This window comes from Methylococcus geothermalis, from assembly GCF_012769535.1.
GTDB classification, from domain to species: Bacteria; Pseudomonadota; Gammaproteobacteria; order Methylococcales; family Methylococcaceae; genus Methylococcus; species Methylococcus geothermalis.
Genome location: NZ_CP046565.1, coordinates 2337062 through 2351837, shown reverse-complemented (window position 1 = coordinate 2351837; position 14776 = coordinate 2337062). Strand labels below are relative to the sequence as shown.

At 63.6% G+C, this 14776-nt stretch carries 11 protein-coding genes; 2 read left to right on the top strand and 9 right to left on the bottom strand.

Annotation, left to right across the window (positions count from 1 at the left end; all coding sequences use genetic code 11):
* Nucleotides 1-15: 15 nt before the first annotated feature.
* The 6 genes from nuoC to GNH96_RS10930 all read right to left on the bottom strand — a co-directional run bounded on the left by nuoC (nucleotide 16) and on the right by GNH96_RS10930 (nucleotide 9108).
* Complete coding sequence (gene nuoC, locus GNH96_RS10955) at nucleotides 16-1779, bottom strand: NADH-quinone oxidoreductase subunit C/D (protein ID WP_169603709.1); 1764 nt, start codon at nucleotides 1777-1779, stop codon at nucleotides 16-18.
* A gap of 18 nt (nucleotides 1780-1797) precedes the next feature.
* Nucleotides 1798-2439 (bottom strand): NuoB/complex I 20 kDa subunit family protein, encoded by a 642-nt coding sequence (locus tag GNH96_RS10950; protein ID WP_169603708.1) that lies wholly within the window; start codon nucleotides 2437-2439, stop codon nucleotides 1798-1800.
* 9 nt (nucleotides 2440-2448) lie between these two features.
* A complete protein-coding gene (ndhC, locus tag GNH96_RS10945; protein WP_169603707.1) occupies nucleotides 2449-2868 on the bottom strand; it encodes an NADH-quinone oxidoreductase subunit A in 420 nt (139 codons plus the stop codon).
* Between the two features lie 174 nt (nucleotides 2869-3042).
* The gene (locus GNH96_RS10940; RefSeq protein WP_169603706.1) at nucleotides 3043-6207 is read right to left on the bottom strand and encodes an efflux RND transporter permease subunit; all 3165 of its coding nucleotides are present in this window, start codon (nucleotides 6205-6207) and stop codon (nucleotides 3043-3045) included.
* Nucleotides 6204-7343, bottom strand: a complete 1140-nt coding sequence (locus GNH96_RS10935; RefSeq protein ID WP_228719825.1) for an efflux RND transporter periplasmic adaptor subunit — start codon at nucleotides 7341-7343, stop codon at nucleotides 6204-6206. Before GNH96_RS10935 ends, GNH96_RS10940 begins: the two co-directional genes overlap by 4 nt.
* 169 nt (nucleotides 7344-7512) lie before the next feature.
* Entirely contained in the window at nucleotides 7513-9108 is a 1596-nt protein-coding gene (locus tag GNH96_RS10930; RefSeq protein ID WP_169603704.1) for an efflux transporter outer membrane subunit, read from the bottom strand.
* 74 nt (nucleotides 9109-9182) lie between these two features.
* Between GNH96_RS10930 and GNH96_RS10925 the strand changes: the two genes are divergently transcribed.
* Nucleotides 9183-9731, top strand: a complete 549-nt coding sequence (locus GNH96_RS10925) for a hypothetical protein (RefSeq protein ID WP_169603703.1) — start codon at nucleotides 9183-9185, stop codon at nucleotides 9729-9731.
* 239 nt (nucleotides 9732-9970) lie between these two features.
* Complete coding sequence (locus GNH96_RS10920; RefSeq protein WP_169603702.1) at nucleotides 9971-10876, top strand: RodZ domain-containing protein; 906 nt, start codon at nucleotides 9971-9973, stop codon at nucleotides 10874-10876.
* 325 nt (nucleotides 10877-11201) lie between these two features.
* Here the strand turns inward: GNH96_RS10920 and GNH96_RS10915 are convergent, their stop codons facing one another.
* The 3 genes from GNH96_RS10915 to GNH96_RS10905 form a co-directional block, all read right to left on the bottom strand.
* Entirely contained in the window at nucleotides 11202-12287 is a 1086-nt protein-coding gene (locus tag GNH96_RS10915) for a YkgJ family cysteine cluster protein (RefSeq protein WP_169603701.1), read from the bottom strand.
* 65 nt (nucleotides 12288-12352) lie between these two features.
* A complete protein-coding gene (locus GNH96_RS10910) occupies nucleotides 12353-12856 on the bottom strand; it encodes a hypothetical protein (RefSeq protein WP_169603700.1) in 504 nt (167 codons plus the stop codon).
* A gap of 18 nt (nucleotides 12857-12874) precedes the next feature.
* Complete coding sequence (locus GNH96_RS10905; protein ID WP_169603699.1) at nucleotides 12875-14776, bottom strand: ATP-binding cassette domain-containing protein; 1902 nt, start codon at nucleotides 14774-14776, stop codon at nucleotides 12875-12877.

Genomic DNA, 14776 nt, shown 5'->3' with positions numbered 1-14776 from the left:
GGTCTTTCAGCTCCTTCAGCGGTCCACGTCGGCCATCACGAAATCGATGCTGGCGAGGATTGCGATCAGGTCGGCGACCATCATGCCGCGGCTCATCAGCGGAATCATCTGCAGGTGGGGGAAGGACGGGGTGCGGATGCGGGTACGGTACGACATCGTGCCGCCGTCGGAAGTCAGGTAATAGCCGTTCAGGCCCTTGGTCGCCTCGATGGTCATGCAGGCTTCGCCGGGCGGGATCACCGGGCCCCAGGAAACGCCGAGGAAATGCTGGATCAGCGTCTCGATGTCATGCATCGTGCGCTCCTTGGCCGGTGGGGTGGTGAGCGGGTGCTCGGCCTTGTAGGGGCCGGACGGCATGTGGTTCACGCACTGCTCGATGATCCGGAGGCTCTGCCGCATCTCTTCCACCCGCACCGCGCAGCGGTCGTAGCAGTCGCCGTTCGCGCCGATGGGAATCTCGAATTCGAAGTTCTCGTAGCCCGAATAGGGCCGGGCCTTGCGGTAGTCCCAGGCGAGGCCGGTGGCCCTGAGCCCCGCGCCGGTCACGCTCCAGTCGATGGCCTCCGCCGTGGTGTAGGCGCCAATGCCGCGGGTGCGGCGCTGGATCAGCTTGTTGGCCATCACGGCCTTGTCGTACTCGGCCAGGCGCTTGGGAAAGTAGGCGATGAACTCGCGGATCAGCCTGTCCCAGCCCTCCGGCAGGTCCATGGCCACCCCGCCGATGCGGAAGAAGCTGGAATGCATCCGGGCGCCGGTGAAGGATTCGATGATTTCGAACACCTTCTCGCGGTCGGTGAACATGTAGAAGATCGGCGACATCTGCCCCACGTCCTGGGCGAAGGTGCCGTAGAACAGCAGGTGGCTGGCGATCCGGTAGAACTCGGAGATCATGACCCGGATGACCCGGGCGCGCTCCGGCACCTCGATCCCGGCCAGCTTCTCCACCGCCATGACGTAAGGCAGGTTGTTCATCGAACCGCCGAGGTAGTCGACCCGGTCGGTGTAGGGGATGTAGCTGTGCCAGGACTGGCGCTCCCCCATCTTTTCGGCGCCGCGGTGGTGATAGCCGATGTCCGGTACGGCGTCGACGATCTCCTCGCCATCGAGCTGGAGGGCGACCCGGAACACGCCATGCACACTGGGATGGTTGGGCCCCAAGTTCAGGAACAGGAAATCGGTATCCTCGCTCTGACGCCGCATCCCCCATTCCTCGGGCACGAAGCGCAGGGCTTCCTGCTCGCGCTGCTGCACGTCGTCCGGCAGGCTGAACGGTTCCATCTCGGTGGCGCGGGCCGGGTGGTCCTTGCGCAAGGGATGGCCCTGCCAGGTCGGCGGCATGATGAGGCGGCGCAGGTTCGGATGCCCGTCGAAGCGGATGCCGAACATGTCCCAGACTTCGCGCTCGTACCAGTCGGCGGCAGGGCAGACCGCGGTGATGCTGGGCAGGGCGGGGTCGGACTCCGGGAGGGCGACTTTCAGCCGGACGTCGGCATTGCGCTCCAGGGAAATCAGATGGTAGACGACGGTGTAGGCGCTGGCCGGCAAGCCGTCGCGGTGTTGGCGGACTCGCTCGTCGATGGCGCTCAGGTCGAACAGCAGGGCGTAGGGCCGGTCGATTTCCAGCCGCAGGTAGCGGACCATCTCCACGATGGTTTGGGAGGGGAGCCACAGCGTCGGGATGCCGTCGGCGGTGACTTGCGGGATGAAGGTCTCGCCGCCAAAGCGCCGGCACAGGTCCGGGACGATGGTTCCAGCATGTTCCGTCATCGAGGCCGCCATGTCCGGGTTCCTTCTCGTTCAATCCAGGCTGAACGGATCGTGCAGTTCGAAGGCCCGATTGCGTTCGGCCTGCTTGAGGTCGCGCCGGCTTGGCAGCGGGGCCTTCTCGATGCTTTGCGGACCGACCAGCCAGCTCAACGGCCGTTCCTCCTTCCCCACCGATTCCTGCAGCATGATCAGGCCTTCCAGCAAGGCTTCCGGTCGCGGCGGGCAGCCCGGCACGTAGACGTCCACCGGCAGGAACTTGTCCACCCCCTGGACGACGCTGTAGATGTCGTACATCCCTCCGGAATTGGCGCAAGAGCCCATGGAAATGATCCACTTGGGTTCGAGCAGCTGGTCGTAGAGATGCTTGACCACCGGCGCCATCTTGCGGAACACCGTGCCGGAAATCACCATCAGGTCGGCCTGGCGGGGACTGGCCCGGATCACTTCCGAGCCGAAGCGGGCGATGTCGAAGCGGCTGGTGAAGGCCGTCGCCATTTCGACGTAGCAGCAGGACAGGCCGAAATTGAACGGCCAGATCGAATTCTTGCGGCCCCAGCGCACCAGGTCGTCCAGGCGGGCGAACAGGATGTTGCGCCGCAGGGCTTCCTCGTAGGTCTGCCGGCCCGGCTGGGGCATCGGGCTTTGGTCCGCTCGTGTCAGGCTCCAGCGCATGGGGGGCTCCTACAGGTGGATTTTGGCTTCGACGATGCGCTGGCGTGGCGTGCGCCAGTCGAGCGCACCGATCCGCCACAGATAGACCAGCGTGGCGACGAGGACGCCGATGAAGATCAGGATTTCGATGTAGCCGGGCCAACCGCTTTCGCGGAAGGCGATGGCCCAGGCGAAGATGAAAACGGCTTCCAGGTCGAAGATGACGAAGAAGATCGCGATGAGATAGAAGCGGACGGAGAAGCGGAGCTGGGAGCTGCCCACCGCGACGATGCCGGATTCGTAAGGCTGCCCGGTCGCCTGGGTGCGGCGGGTGCGGCGCTCCCCCAGGAAGGGAGGCAGGGCGAGCATGGTGCCCACCACGACCAGCACCAGCCCGAAGTAGAGCAGGAGCGGCCAAAGATCGGTATGTGGAACGCCAGCGGAACTCATGTGCTCATGTCTCCCGATGTTCGCGTAAGCATCCTCCGCCGAGGCGGGGGAGGTACCACCAAGCTGGCTACACTTTCGTCAAGCTAAGCCTGCTTGTCAACCGCAATCATGGGAGCGGGTCAAAGCCGACCTCCCTTGGCGTTCCTGCAGCCACCGGCAAGCCGAGACGTGCGCTCAGCCGGCCGTTGCAGATGTCGCCCCCGCTCTTGTCTTCCGCTCGCTCCAGCGCTGGGTGATGACGTAGAACACCGGCACGAAGGGGATGGCCAGGATGGTCGAGGCCAGCATGCCGCCGAATACCACCGTGCCGATCGCCTGCTGGCTGGCGGCGCCTGCGCCGCCAGCCTTCATCAGCGGGACGACGCCCAGGATGAAGGCGAACGAGGTCATGATGATGGGCCGGAACCGGCGGCGGGTGGCTTCCACCGCGGCGTCGGCGATGGCCATGCCCTCGGCGCGCAATTCCCGGGCGAATTCCACCACCAGGATGGCGTTCTTGCTGGCCAGCGCGATCATCAGGACCAGTCCGACCTGGGTGTAGAGGTTGTTGTCGAAGTGGCGGATGATGAGCGAAACGATGACACCCACCAGCGCCATCGGCACCACCAGGATGACTGCGGCGGGGCTGGCCCAGCTTTCGTATTGGGCCGCCAGCACCAGGAACACCAGGACGATGGAAAGCGCGTAGATGTAATACGCCTGGTTGCCCAACTGCTTTTCCTGGAATGCCGTCGCGGTCCACTCGAAGTTCATGCCTTGCGGCAAGGTGTTCTTGGCGACCTGCTCCATCAGTCCGATCGCCTCGCCGGAGCTGAACCCGGGGGCGGCGGTGCCGAACACCGGCGCAGCCGGATAGAGGTTGTAGCGCGTGACCAGTTCGGAACCCAGCTTGTGGTTCACCGTCAATAGGGTGCCCAGCGGCACCATTTCCTCGCGGACGTTCTTCACGTACAGATTCTTGATGTCTTCGGGGCGCAGGCGGTAGGGGGCGTCGGCCTGGACGTAGACCTGGAACGACTGGTTGAACTTATTGAACAGATTGACGTAAGTCGATCCCAGATAGCTTTGCAAGGTGGCGAATACGTTGTTCATCGGGACTTCCAGCGACTGCGCCTTGGTCCGGTCGATGTCGAGATAGAGCTGGGGGCTGCGGTTGCTGAAGGTCGAGCCCACGAAGCCGATACCGGATTGCGTGGAGCCGGCGCGGGTCAGTTCCAGTACGTCTTTCTGCAATTCGGGCAGGCCGAGACTGCGCCTGTCTTCAACCATCATTTGGAAACCGCCGGCCTGGCCGAGGCCGCGGATGGGCGGCGGGATCATGATCGCGAACTGGGCCTCGGGAATGGCGTCGAGCTGTTTTTTCAATCCGCCGAGAATGTGCGCTTGGGTCAGCGCCTCGCCGCGCTTGTCCCAGTCGTCGTAGATGACGAAGGTCGTGGAGGTGTTCGAAAGGTTGGCGGTATCGAGAATCGACAAGCCGCCGATCACGACCCAGGCGTTGACGCCGGGGGTTTTTTTCAGAACCTCATCCAGTTTACGGCTAGCCTGCCGGAGTCTGGGCTGCGCGGCACCGTCGGGCAGGCGCGTCATGACTATGGCATAGCCTTGGTCCTCGCTGGGCAGGAAGCCGGTGGGGTGGATGCTGAACAGCCAGCCGCCCACGGCGATGACGGCAAAGAAAACCGCGGCCATCGTTCCGGTCCGGTTCACCATCCAGCGGACCAGCCGGGTATAGGCCGCCTCGATTGCGCCATAGACTTTGTTGAAACCGCGGTAGAACGCATTCGGACGGTGATCGGCCGGCCTGGCCTTGAGGTAGAGGGCGCACTGGGCCGGTTTGAGGGTCAAGGCGTTGATGGCGCTGATGACCGCGGTGGAAGCGATCACCAGGGCGAATTGCCGGAACATCTGGCCGGTGATGCCGGGCAGGAAGGCCGAAGGCAGGAATACCGCCGTCAGAACCAGGGTGATGCCGATGACCGGGCCGGTCATCTCGCTCATGGCCTTGATCGACGCCTCCTTCGGCGTCAATCCCTTCTCGATGTAGTGCCAGGCGTTCTCGACGATCATGATGGCGTCGTCCACGACGATGCCGATCGCCAGGATCAAGGCGAACAGTGTCATCAGGTTGACCGAGAAGTCCAGCATCGCCATCGCGGCGAAGGCGCCGATGATGGTCACCGGGACGGTCGTGGCCGGCACCAGGGTGGCCCGCCAGTTCTGCAGGAACACCATGATGACGATCAACACCAGCACGCCGGCTTCGAACAAAGTCTCGTAGACCGCGTGGATCGATTGATCGATGAACTTGGTGGTGTCGTAGAAGATCGCGTATTTGAGCCCTGCCGGAAAGTCCCGGCTCATTTCCTCCATCGATTTCTTGATCTTTTCGCCGACGTCGATGGCGTTGGCCCCCGGCAGGGTATAGACCACGATCTGGGTCGATCTATGGCCGCTGGCCTCGGCGTAGTTGGTATAAGTCTGTTGGCTCAATTCGACTCGGGCGAGGTCCTTCACGCGCACCATCCGGGCCGTATCTTCATTCGTGACCGACTGCTGTGGTTTTCCCCGGCTCGTCTTGATGATGATGTTCTCGAATTCCGAGACATCGGCCAAACGGCCCAAGGCGTTGATGGTGAACTGGTAGGGCTGGTCCTCGGGCACTGGCGGGCCGCCGAGCTGGCCGGCCACGACCTCGACGTTCTGCTGCTGGATCGCGTCGGCCACATCCTTGGCGGTGAGGCCGTAGTAGCGCAGCCTCTCCGGATTCAGCCATACCCGCATGCTGTAGGAGCCGGCGCCGACGACCTTGATCTGCCCGACGCCATGGATGCGGGCCAACGGATACTGCAGGTTGATGACGGCGTAATTGGAAAGATAGGTTTCGTCGAAGCGGTCGTCGTCCGAATACAGGCTGATGACCTGCAGCATGTCGGTCGAGACCTTGCGTACCGTAACGCCTTGTTTCTGCACTGTATCAGGCAACTGGGCCAGGGCGCCGTTGACGAAGTTCTGTACCAGGGCGAGGGCGGTGTTGAGGTCGCTGCCGACCCTGAAGGTGACGGTCAAGGTGTAGGAGCCGTCGCTGCCGCTGGTCGAGGACAAGTACAGCGAGTTTTCCACCCCGTTGACGGCCTGCTCGATCGGGATGCCGACCGTATTCGCGATGATCTCGGCGCTGGCGCCGGGATAGCGGGTGGTCACCTGGATGGTGGGGGGGACGATGTCCGGATACTGGGCGACCGGCAAATTGATGAGGCTGACGACACCCAGGATGATCGTGATGATCGCGATGACGTTGGCGAAGATAGGCCGTTCGATAAAGAACTTGGAGATCATCGGGCGGGTGCTCCCGCCGGCTCACCGGTGTCGCTTGCCGCGGCGGCGGGCAGCGGCTGCCGGACGGGCGCCACTTCCTTGCCCGGAATGGCGCGCAGCAGGCCGTCGGTGACGATCCAGTCGCTGTTCTTCAAGCCGTCGCTGACCGACATCATGCGGCCGGAAGGCGGGCCGGTGGTGATGGTGCGCCGTTCGACCAGATTCTTGTCGTTGACCACGAGCACGTAAGGGCCGATCTGGTCGTAGCTGATGGCTTCCACCGGGATCAGCAGCGCGGACTGGGCCGCGTCGACCGGGGCCTTGAGGCGGGCGAACAGGCCGGGAAGAATGGCGTAATCGGGGTTCGGAAAGACGGCGCGCAGCAGCAGGGTGCCGGTGGTGGGGTCCAGCCGGATGCCGGCGAAGTCGAGCTTGCCTTGGTGCGGGTAGCCGTCCTCGTTGGCGAGGCCCAGAAAGATCGGCACGTCGGGCGTCCGGGGGTTCGCTGCTTCATTCTGGCGCCTCCCCCGGACTCTCAGCAAGTCCTGCTCGCTGATCGTGAAATAGGCATAGATCGGGTCGATCTGGTTGATCTCGGCCAATACGGTTTTCTCGCCGGCGCCGACCAGGTTGCCGGGATCCTCGAGGCGGCGGCCGGCGCGGCCGTTGAAGGGCGCCCTGACCTCGGTATAGCTCAGATTGAGCTGGGCCAGGTCCACGTTGGCCTCCGAGGCCATGACGGCGGCCTGCGCGGAATCCCGCTCGTAATGCCATTTGTCGACGTCGGTCTGGGCCGCGGCGTTCTGCTTGAGCAGTCCGGAGAAACGGGCGAACTCGGTTTCGGCATGCATCAGGCGGGCTTTGTCCGCCAGCACTTGCGCTTTGGCCTCCTTCAGTTTGGCCTCGTAAGTGTTCCGCTGAATCAGAAACAGCAACTGCCCTTCCTTGACGATTTCGCCTTCCCGGAACAGGATTTTTTCCAGGTAGCCCTCGACGCGGGCCCGGAGTTCCACGGTCTTGATCGCCTGGGTGTTGCCGGTGAACTCGAGGTAAGGCGTGACCGGGCCTTCGACCGGCTGGCTGACGATCACTTTCGGTGCCGGCGGCGGCACGTAGGTGTTGGGTTTCTCGCAGCCGGCGGAAGCCAGCAGCAGCATGGACGTGCCCGTACCGATAAGCGCTCGCCATGGAGTCCCCGAGCGGCAAAGAGTCGTGCGAATCACTGGAAGAGTCTCCCTGAAGTCGTTTCCGGTAGCGGCGGCGGGACCGTGTGAGGAGGCGCTCGCCGCGAGGTCTTGAGTCATGAGGCTTGCGAGGGTGCCGGCCTCACCAGTCCGGTGCCCGGATGAGGCTGGATGGCGGCGCTGCGGGCACTGCCCCCGGCTTCAACAGATCGCCCCAGTTGGTCCGCTCGGCCATGGCTGCCTGAATCGGTTCGGGCACGAAGTCCTTGCCTTCGCGAATTTGCCAGCCGCCGCCCAGGGTGCGGTAGACGCCGACCAGATGGGTGGCGATGCTGCCGAGGGTCTGGGCGAAATTGTCCTGCTGTTTGAGCAGATCCTGCTCCGCGGTCAGCACGGTGGTGAAATCGGTGATGCCTTCGCGGTACTGCAGCGTGGCCAGATCCAGCGAGCGCTGGGCGGCGGCGGTGCTCTCCGCCAGGAACTCCGCGGAATTCTGGGTTTTGAGGAAGCCGATCAACGCGCTCTCGGCCTCCTGCTGCGCCTTCAGCACCGTGTTCTGGTAACTCAGTGCGAGCTCCTGGAAGCGGGCGTCCTGGGCCCGGACCTGATTGGTGAGCTGGCCGTAATTGAACAGGTTCCACTGCACCGAGGGCCCGAAGCGGTAGAAGTGCTGGCCCCAGTTGAACAGGTCGCCCAGGCTATGGCCCTGGGAATTGGTGGAGACGAAGCCGAAGCTGCCGCTGATCGAGAAGGCCGGATAGAGCGACGCCTTGGCGATGCCGATGCGGGCCGATTGCGCCGCGGCGCTCTGTTCCGCGCGGCGCACGTCCGGGCGCCGCCGCAGCAGATCGACGGGAATGCCGACGGCGACCTGGACCGGCGGGGCCGGAATCTTGCCGAACCGGTCTTCCGACCCCAAGGGCTTGTCGAGCTTGTTGGGCGGCATGCCCAGCAAGTAGCACAGCGTGTTTTTTGCCTGCCGAATCTGTCCTTCCAGCACCGGGATGGTGGCCTGGGTGCTGGCGAGCACGGTCTTCGCCTGCTCCACGTCGCGCTGGGTGCTGGTGCCGCCGTGGAACTTGGCATCGGCGATGCGCAGGCTCTCGCTCTGGGTCTTGACGTTCTGTTGGGCGATGTCCAAACGCTTTTCCAGGGTCCGGATCTGCACATAGGTGTTGGCCACGTCGGCGGTGAGGGTGACCAGGATGTCGTCGTATTCGGCGACGGAGGCCATCAACTGCGCATCGGCCGACTCGATGGCCCGGCGGTACTTGCCCCATATGTCGATTTCCCAGTTCGACATGACGCCGATGCGGGTGTACCAGAGACTGTCGCCACTTCCCAGCCCCAGATCCCGGAGGAAAGGCAGGCTGATTTTTTCGGTCTGGCCTTGGAAGCCCTGGCTCTGCGGGAACAGATTGCCGGTCGCGACGCCCAGTTCCGCGCGCGAACCCAGGACGCGGACGGCGGCGATTTGGAGCGGGAGATTCTGCGAATAAGCGGTTTCCACGAGTTGATTCAGGACAGGGTCCTTGAACACCCGCCACCATTCGCGGAAATTGCCCTCCTTTTTGGAGACCCGAGAGTCGTCGCTTTCGAGCCAGTCGGGCGATACCTGGGTTTCGGGGGTCTGGTAGTCCGGCCCGATCTTATTGGTGCAGCCAGCGGCAAGAAGTGCCGGAAGGATCAGAAGCAGCCGGATTCCGGCGGATTTGAATGCATCGATTCTGGGTTCCATCCTGTACGGAATCCTGCCTGAGTCAAGGTCCTGGAAATGATCGCTGATCGGTTGGCGGCATCCACCACGCACACTTGGGCGAAGCGCGCGCGGGAGCGGGCTTCAGCCCGTGGCTGATTCGGGATGACCGGTTCCTGATGCCTTGGCCCGCAACACGACTCAAGCATGCCTTAAGCCTTCGACGGTGTCGAGCCATCCCTCGAAATTTCAACCAAGACGTCAAGGCTATCGTGAACTGCTCGAATGAACTTCTCCGGCTCGTGGCGACGGGCTATTTCAGAGGAACGAAGCGTACTTCCCTTGGCGAAGCGATGAAGGGGGCCATGCCCCCTTCCTATCCGGCAGTGTTCTATAATTTTCCGAGCATGAAAAGCACCACGCCCGGCATGCCCAGCGCAGGTCCCCACCAGGCCCCGACAAGGGTCGCCACGATACCTGCCGCCAAGATCAGAATACCGACGGCCTGGAATTTTCCTCCAAGCTTCCGGATGGGCGGCTCGCTGTCGGAACCGGACGATTCGATCGGTTTTCCGCAACTGGGACAGAGGGGCGTTTGCACAGATATTTTCGCGCCGCAGTTTGCGCAGGTGCCGACTTCCATCATTTTCCTCCTCGTTCTGTGATCGGGCCGAGATGCCCTTGTTATTTGGGAGTGGAGACTGCATAGCCGTTCGCCGGAACACTTGCCCGGCGGAACCATTTTGACATCAATGAGATCGGCCGCAACTACGATCAGATATCCCTTCGCAAGGTTTGCAGGGTAGCATCATGTTTGCAAAGCCATTGGTAGATGCACATGAACGCGAATCTTAGAGCCAACAGGTGGACTGCAATACGTCGTTTTGGGAAGGCGGAATGAGATATGAGCGAAGCGATGGGTCACGATCTTGAAGACCGGCAGGATGGCGAGGGAAGGAGCCTGGGGGCGATCCTCAAGGCCGCCAGGGAAGCTCGCCGTTGGGGGATCGACAAGATCGCCCGGGAGCTGCACCTTCCCGTGGAGACGGTCGGGGCACTTGAGCGGGATGACTACTCCGTATTGCCGCCGCCGACTTTCGTACGGGGTTACGTCCGCAGTTACGCCCGTCTGCTGGGTTTGCCCGAGCAGGAGGCGGTCGATGCCTACCATCGCGTCGTAGGCGAGGGGGCTGAGCCGGCGTTACATCCCGCGGCGCGCGGGCAGGGCGAGGCAAGACCTGCCTCCTGGGCCGGTCCGCTGGGATGGCTCCTGGTAGGCATGTTGGGAATCTGGGGCTACCAGTACTGGCGTTCGTCCCAAACATCCGAACCGGTTCCTTCGCCGGTGGGGCTTTCCGGACCTGCTCCGGAGGAGTCGGCGGCGAGGGGAGCCGGCTTGCCGGCGGACGCTGAAACGCCGCATCCTTCCAACATGCCGGCGACCGCCGTGAGGCCATTGGAGGTTGCCGGCGCGTCTCCGGCGCCGAGCGTTCGGTCGGATACGCCCGCGCCTGCGCCTGGGCTAGCACAGCCGTCCGGCCAATCCGGGCAGCCGGAGGTGGCTACCCTCGTGCTGAGTTTCTCAGGCGACTCTTGGGCCAGCGTAATCGATGCGGACGGAAAAAAACTGCTCTATCAGACGGTGGCCAAAGGGCAGGTCAGGACCGTCCAGGGGAAGGCCCCCTTCAAGATAACTCTCGGTCGCCCGGCGGACACCCTTTTGGAATACAACGGGCAGGCTTACGATCATGGCTACAAGAGCAATCGTACGTCCGTCAGATTCATCGTTCCCAAGGAGACGGCCCATTGATGGTTCGGGACGTTCGACGCTGGGTATTCCATTTGACGCCTCTCAATCAAAGATATTGACAAACCCTATTCCGCCCATCGCCGCCATGGAAGATTGACAAATAGGTAATCTAGGTAGGGGTCACCATCCCGCAAGCCGGCAGAGTTGCGGGGCAAGGCGGAACTGATCGGTTTCTCGGGCATACGCTATGCCCCTTCTGCTCGACGTGATCGAAAGCGAGAGTGGCATCGAGGGCGTGGGCCATGAGGAAGCCCTCTTTTGTCCGGAGCGGCCATAGCAAGTATCAGCTCCGTAATCTGTTGGCGTTGTCATCCGGTGCGGACGGCTATAGGGACAGGCCGACTCTCCGCCGGGCGTCCAGACAATTCGCGCTGCCGCGGGTGAACTCCCGGCAGGTCCGCGGGCGGTCTTGGTATATCCGGCAGGCATACGGTTCAGTTGGACTGTTGCCGCCGGCCAGGGCGGCGCAGCGCTCGCCGTCGCGGCGCAGTTTCCGGCGCGTGTCGGCGACCATGACCAATTCGGGATGTTTGCGGGCAACCCTTTCACGCGCCGATAGTTCCACGGCCTGATAGGCTTCCCGGCAGCAGGCGCCGCAGGTCAGGCAATCCAGCTCCTTCGCCGGCTCCCAGCGGCTGCAGGCCGGCGCATCGGAGGCGATGCGAACCTTCGGCGCATGTCGGCAGCGAATTCCCTTGCGCTCGACGTATGACCAGGCACAGCCCACGCAGGCGTCGCCGGCGCGGTGGAGTGCGACAATGGCATGGCCTGCGGGATGTCGCGGCGGCGACGGGGCGACCGTGCCCCACAAGGAGGGCATCCGCGCGCCGCCGGCGTCATCGCTCCGGGTACGGCGGGGAACAACGGCGGCGATGGTCGCGGTCGCCGTCAACGCGGCCTGAAGATGAGGCGCCCAGCGCGGCTGCGAGGCGCGCCATGCGGCCACCCGTGCGGCGACGCAGGAAGGTTCGCGGCGGCCGCCTTTATCGGCCGGTGCCGCCATCGGATCTTCGCCCAGGGTCGGCCAGAATTTGACGCGGAAATCGGTGGTCGGGGCGAAGAAATCGCGCAGGCCCACGCCGTCGGCCAGATAGGCCTGGAGCCGTAAACACGCCTGCTCGCGCCACAGATGCCGGTTGCTGGTGTTGTCCAATCCCCAGTCGATCCGGTTTTCGCCCGCCTCGCCCTCCACCAGGGCATGACACAGCTCGTGAAAAATCATCTGGGCGAGCGAGTCGTCCGGGTCGAGCGAATCGTCGCTACCGATCAGGATCGTGCCGCGCCCATCGGTGGATGCGTACACATCGGGGCTGCGCACGATGCGGAATCCCACGTTTTCGGCACAGGCGATCCAGATTCGCGCCAGGGGATCTTCGTAACGGTGATGTGGCTGGCGCAGGAATGCGGTCATGTAGCGAAGGCGGCGGTGCGCAGGTGAAACTTGACAGGAGCGGAGGGGGACGACTGCCGATGCCGTCAAACGGCCGAAGGCGGGAACAGCGTCATCATGACACTGTAGCTTCCCGCCACATAAGCGACGGCCAGCAGCAGGCCGGTGGCCCAGGGCTTGGACAGCGCATGACGGAAGATGTGCGCGACCACGGCGACGTGCCAGAGCATCATGCCGAACAGCAGGAGATGGATGGCGGTGGCATCCGGGACTGCAAGGGTCCAGCCCACCAAAGGGATGGCGGGCGTGCTGATGACGACGTCGCTGCCCAGCATGGCGGTCGCCGTTTTCTGCCAACGCGGTGTCTTCTTGAACAGCGCCAGCAACAGCCAGACGAATCCCAGAAGCATCGCCAGTTCCACCAGCGATTCGACGATCGCCGGCAGCCATGCCACTTCCAACCCCAGCAGGATGAAACCGACCAGCAGATAGGCACCCGCCACCAGCCAGAACAGCAGCATGGATGATGGGACATCCTGCGGGCCTCTGCGAAACAGGCAGATTTCGATGAACAGTCGTATGAGTGCCATGCGGCGATTTCTCCAGATTCAGGCCATATCCGGCAAGGTCTGAGCCTGTTCCAGCATCTCGGTGGCGGCATACCAGGCCGTCTCCGCACGGGTCAGGGCTTCTTCGGCCTTGGCCTTGTCCAGCAGCAGCCGCTTGAGACGGTCCTTGGCTTCTTCGGCGTAAAGGCCGGGATCGGCCAGTTGCGCCTCGAGCTCGTCGCGCCGCTTCGAGCAGCGTTCCAGTTCGGTTTCGGCACGTTCGAGCTGCAGGCGCAAAGGCCGGAGCTGCTGGCGTCTTTCGGCGTCGGCCCGGCGGGCGTCGCGGCGGGAAGGTGCGGTGTCGCGGCGGTTGTCCGCGGGGGTTTCGGATGAGTTCCGGTTGCGCAGCCAGATGCGGTAATCGTCCAGATCGCCGTCGAAAGGCATGACCCGGCCGTCGCCGACCAGGAAAAAGCTGTCCGCCACCGCCCTGAGCAGGTAGCAGTCGTGTGACACCAGTACCGCCGCACCTTCGAAATCCTGCAGCGCCCGGATCAGCGCCAGACGCATTTCCAGGTCCAGGTGGTTGGTAGGCTCGTCCAGCAACAGCAGGTTCGGACGCTGGTAGACGATCAGGGCAAGCACCAGGCGGGCTTTCTCACCACCCGAAAACCCAGCGACCGCTTCGAAGGTCCGCTCGCCGCTAAAGCCGAATCCACCGAGGAAATCGCGGATATCCTTTTCCGACGCTTTTTCATCCAACCGCTGGACATGGAAGATCGCGTTTTCGTCGGGACGCAGCAGTTCCAACTGGTGCTGGGCGAAATAGCCCAGCCGCAGCTCGCTGGAGACTCTGCGCTCGCCGGACAAGGGCGGCTGCAATCCGGCCAGCAACCGGATCAAAGTCGATTTGCCGGCGCCGTTGCGGCCCAACAACCCGACGCGATCGCCCGGCATCAAGGACAGGCCGATATCGGCCAGCAACGGAACGCCGTCGTATCCCACCGCCACCTCATCGGTTTGCAGCAATGGCCGGGGCAGCTTTTCCGGCGTGCGGAAGGCGAATTCGAACGGTGAATCCACATGCGCCAGCGAAATGACCTCCATCTTCGCCAGCAGCTTGAGCCGGCTCTGGGCCTGGCGGGCCTTGGTCGCTTTGGCCCGGAACCGGTCGACGAAGCCGTGCAAGCGCGCGATTTCGGCCTGCTGCCTGCGGAAGGCGGCCTGGTTCTGTGCCAGCCGCTGGGCCCGGGCCTGTTCGAAGGCGGAGAAGTTGCCGGTGTTCAGGACCACTTCGCCGTTTTCGATGTGCAGGATATGGTCCGCCAGGCCGTCGAGGAAATCGCGGTCGTGCGAGACGAACAGCAGGGTGCCGGGATAGGCGGCGAGCCATTCCTGCAGCCATAGCACGGCATCGAGGTCGAGGTGGTTGGTCGGCTCGTCCAGCAGCAAGAGGTCCGAGCGGCACATCAGCGCCCGCGCCAGGGCCAGGCGCATGCGCCAGCCGCCGGAGAAGGTGTCGACCGGACGTTCGGCGTCGCCCGGAGCGAAGCCCAAACCCGCGATCAGCCGCGCTGCATTCGCTCTGGCTTGGTAGCCGCCGATGGTCTCATAGCGGGCATGGCCGCGAGCCAGCGCGAGGCCGTCTCCCGAAGTTTCGGCCGCGGCGATCTCCCGTTCGATTTCGCGCAGTTCGGCGTCGCCATCCATGACGAATTCGATCGCCGCCCGCGCATCCCTTGGCGTCTCCTGGGCGACATGGGCGATCACCCAGTCCGGCGGGGTTTGGATTTCTCCGGTGTCGGCCTGACCGCTGCCGGTCACCAGCCTGAACAGGCTGGACTTGCCGACCCCGTTGGCGCCGGTGACACCGACCTTCTGACCCGGGAATATGCTGAACGAGGCATGCTCGAACAGTATTCGGCCGCCGATTCTCAGCGTGACGTCGCGAAACCCGATCAT

Coding starts and splice junctions, on each gene's coding strand:
- GNH96_RS10920 (WP_169603702.1), top strand. CDS start 9,971: ATGAGCGAAGCGATGGGTCACGATCTTGAAGACCGGCAGGATGGCGAG.
- GNH96_RS10940 (WP_169603706.1), bottom strand. CDS start 6,207: ATGATCTCCAAGTTCTTTATCGAACGGCCTATCTTCGCCAACGTCATC.
- GNH96_RS10950 (WP_169603708.1), bottom strand. CDS start 2,439: ATGCGCTGGAGCCTGACACGAGCGGACCAAAGCCCGATGCCCCAGCCG.
- ndhC (WP_169603707.1), bottom strand. CDS start 2,868: ATGAGTTCCGCTGGCGTTCCACATACCGATCTTTGGCCGCTCCTGCTC.
- GNH96_RS10915 (WP_169603701.1), bottom strand. CDS start 12,287: ATGACCGCATTCCTGCGCCAGCCACATCACCGTTACGAAGATCCCCTG.
- GNH96_RS10905 (WP_169603699.1), bottom strand. CDS start 14,776: ATGATCGGGTTTCGCGACGTCACGCTGAGAATCGGCGGCCGAATACTG.
- GNH96_RS10910 (WP_169603700.1), bottom strand. CDS start 12,856: ATGGCACTCATACGACTGTTCATCGAAATCTGCCTGTTTCGCAGAGGC.
- GNH96_RS10930 (WP_169603704.1), bottom strand. CDS start 9,108: ATGGAACCCAGAATCGATGCATTCAAATCCGCCGGAATCCGGCTGCTT.
- GNH96_RS10935 (WP_228719825.1), bottom strand. CDS start 7,343: ATGCTGCTGCTGGCTTCCGCCGGCTGCGAGAAACCCAACACCTACGTG.
- nuoC (WP_169603709.1), bottom strand. CDS start 1,779: ATGGCGGCCTCGATGACGGAACATGCTGGAACCATCGTCCCGGACCTG.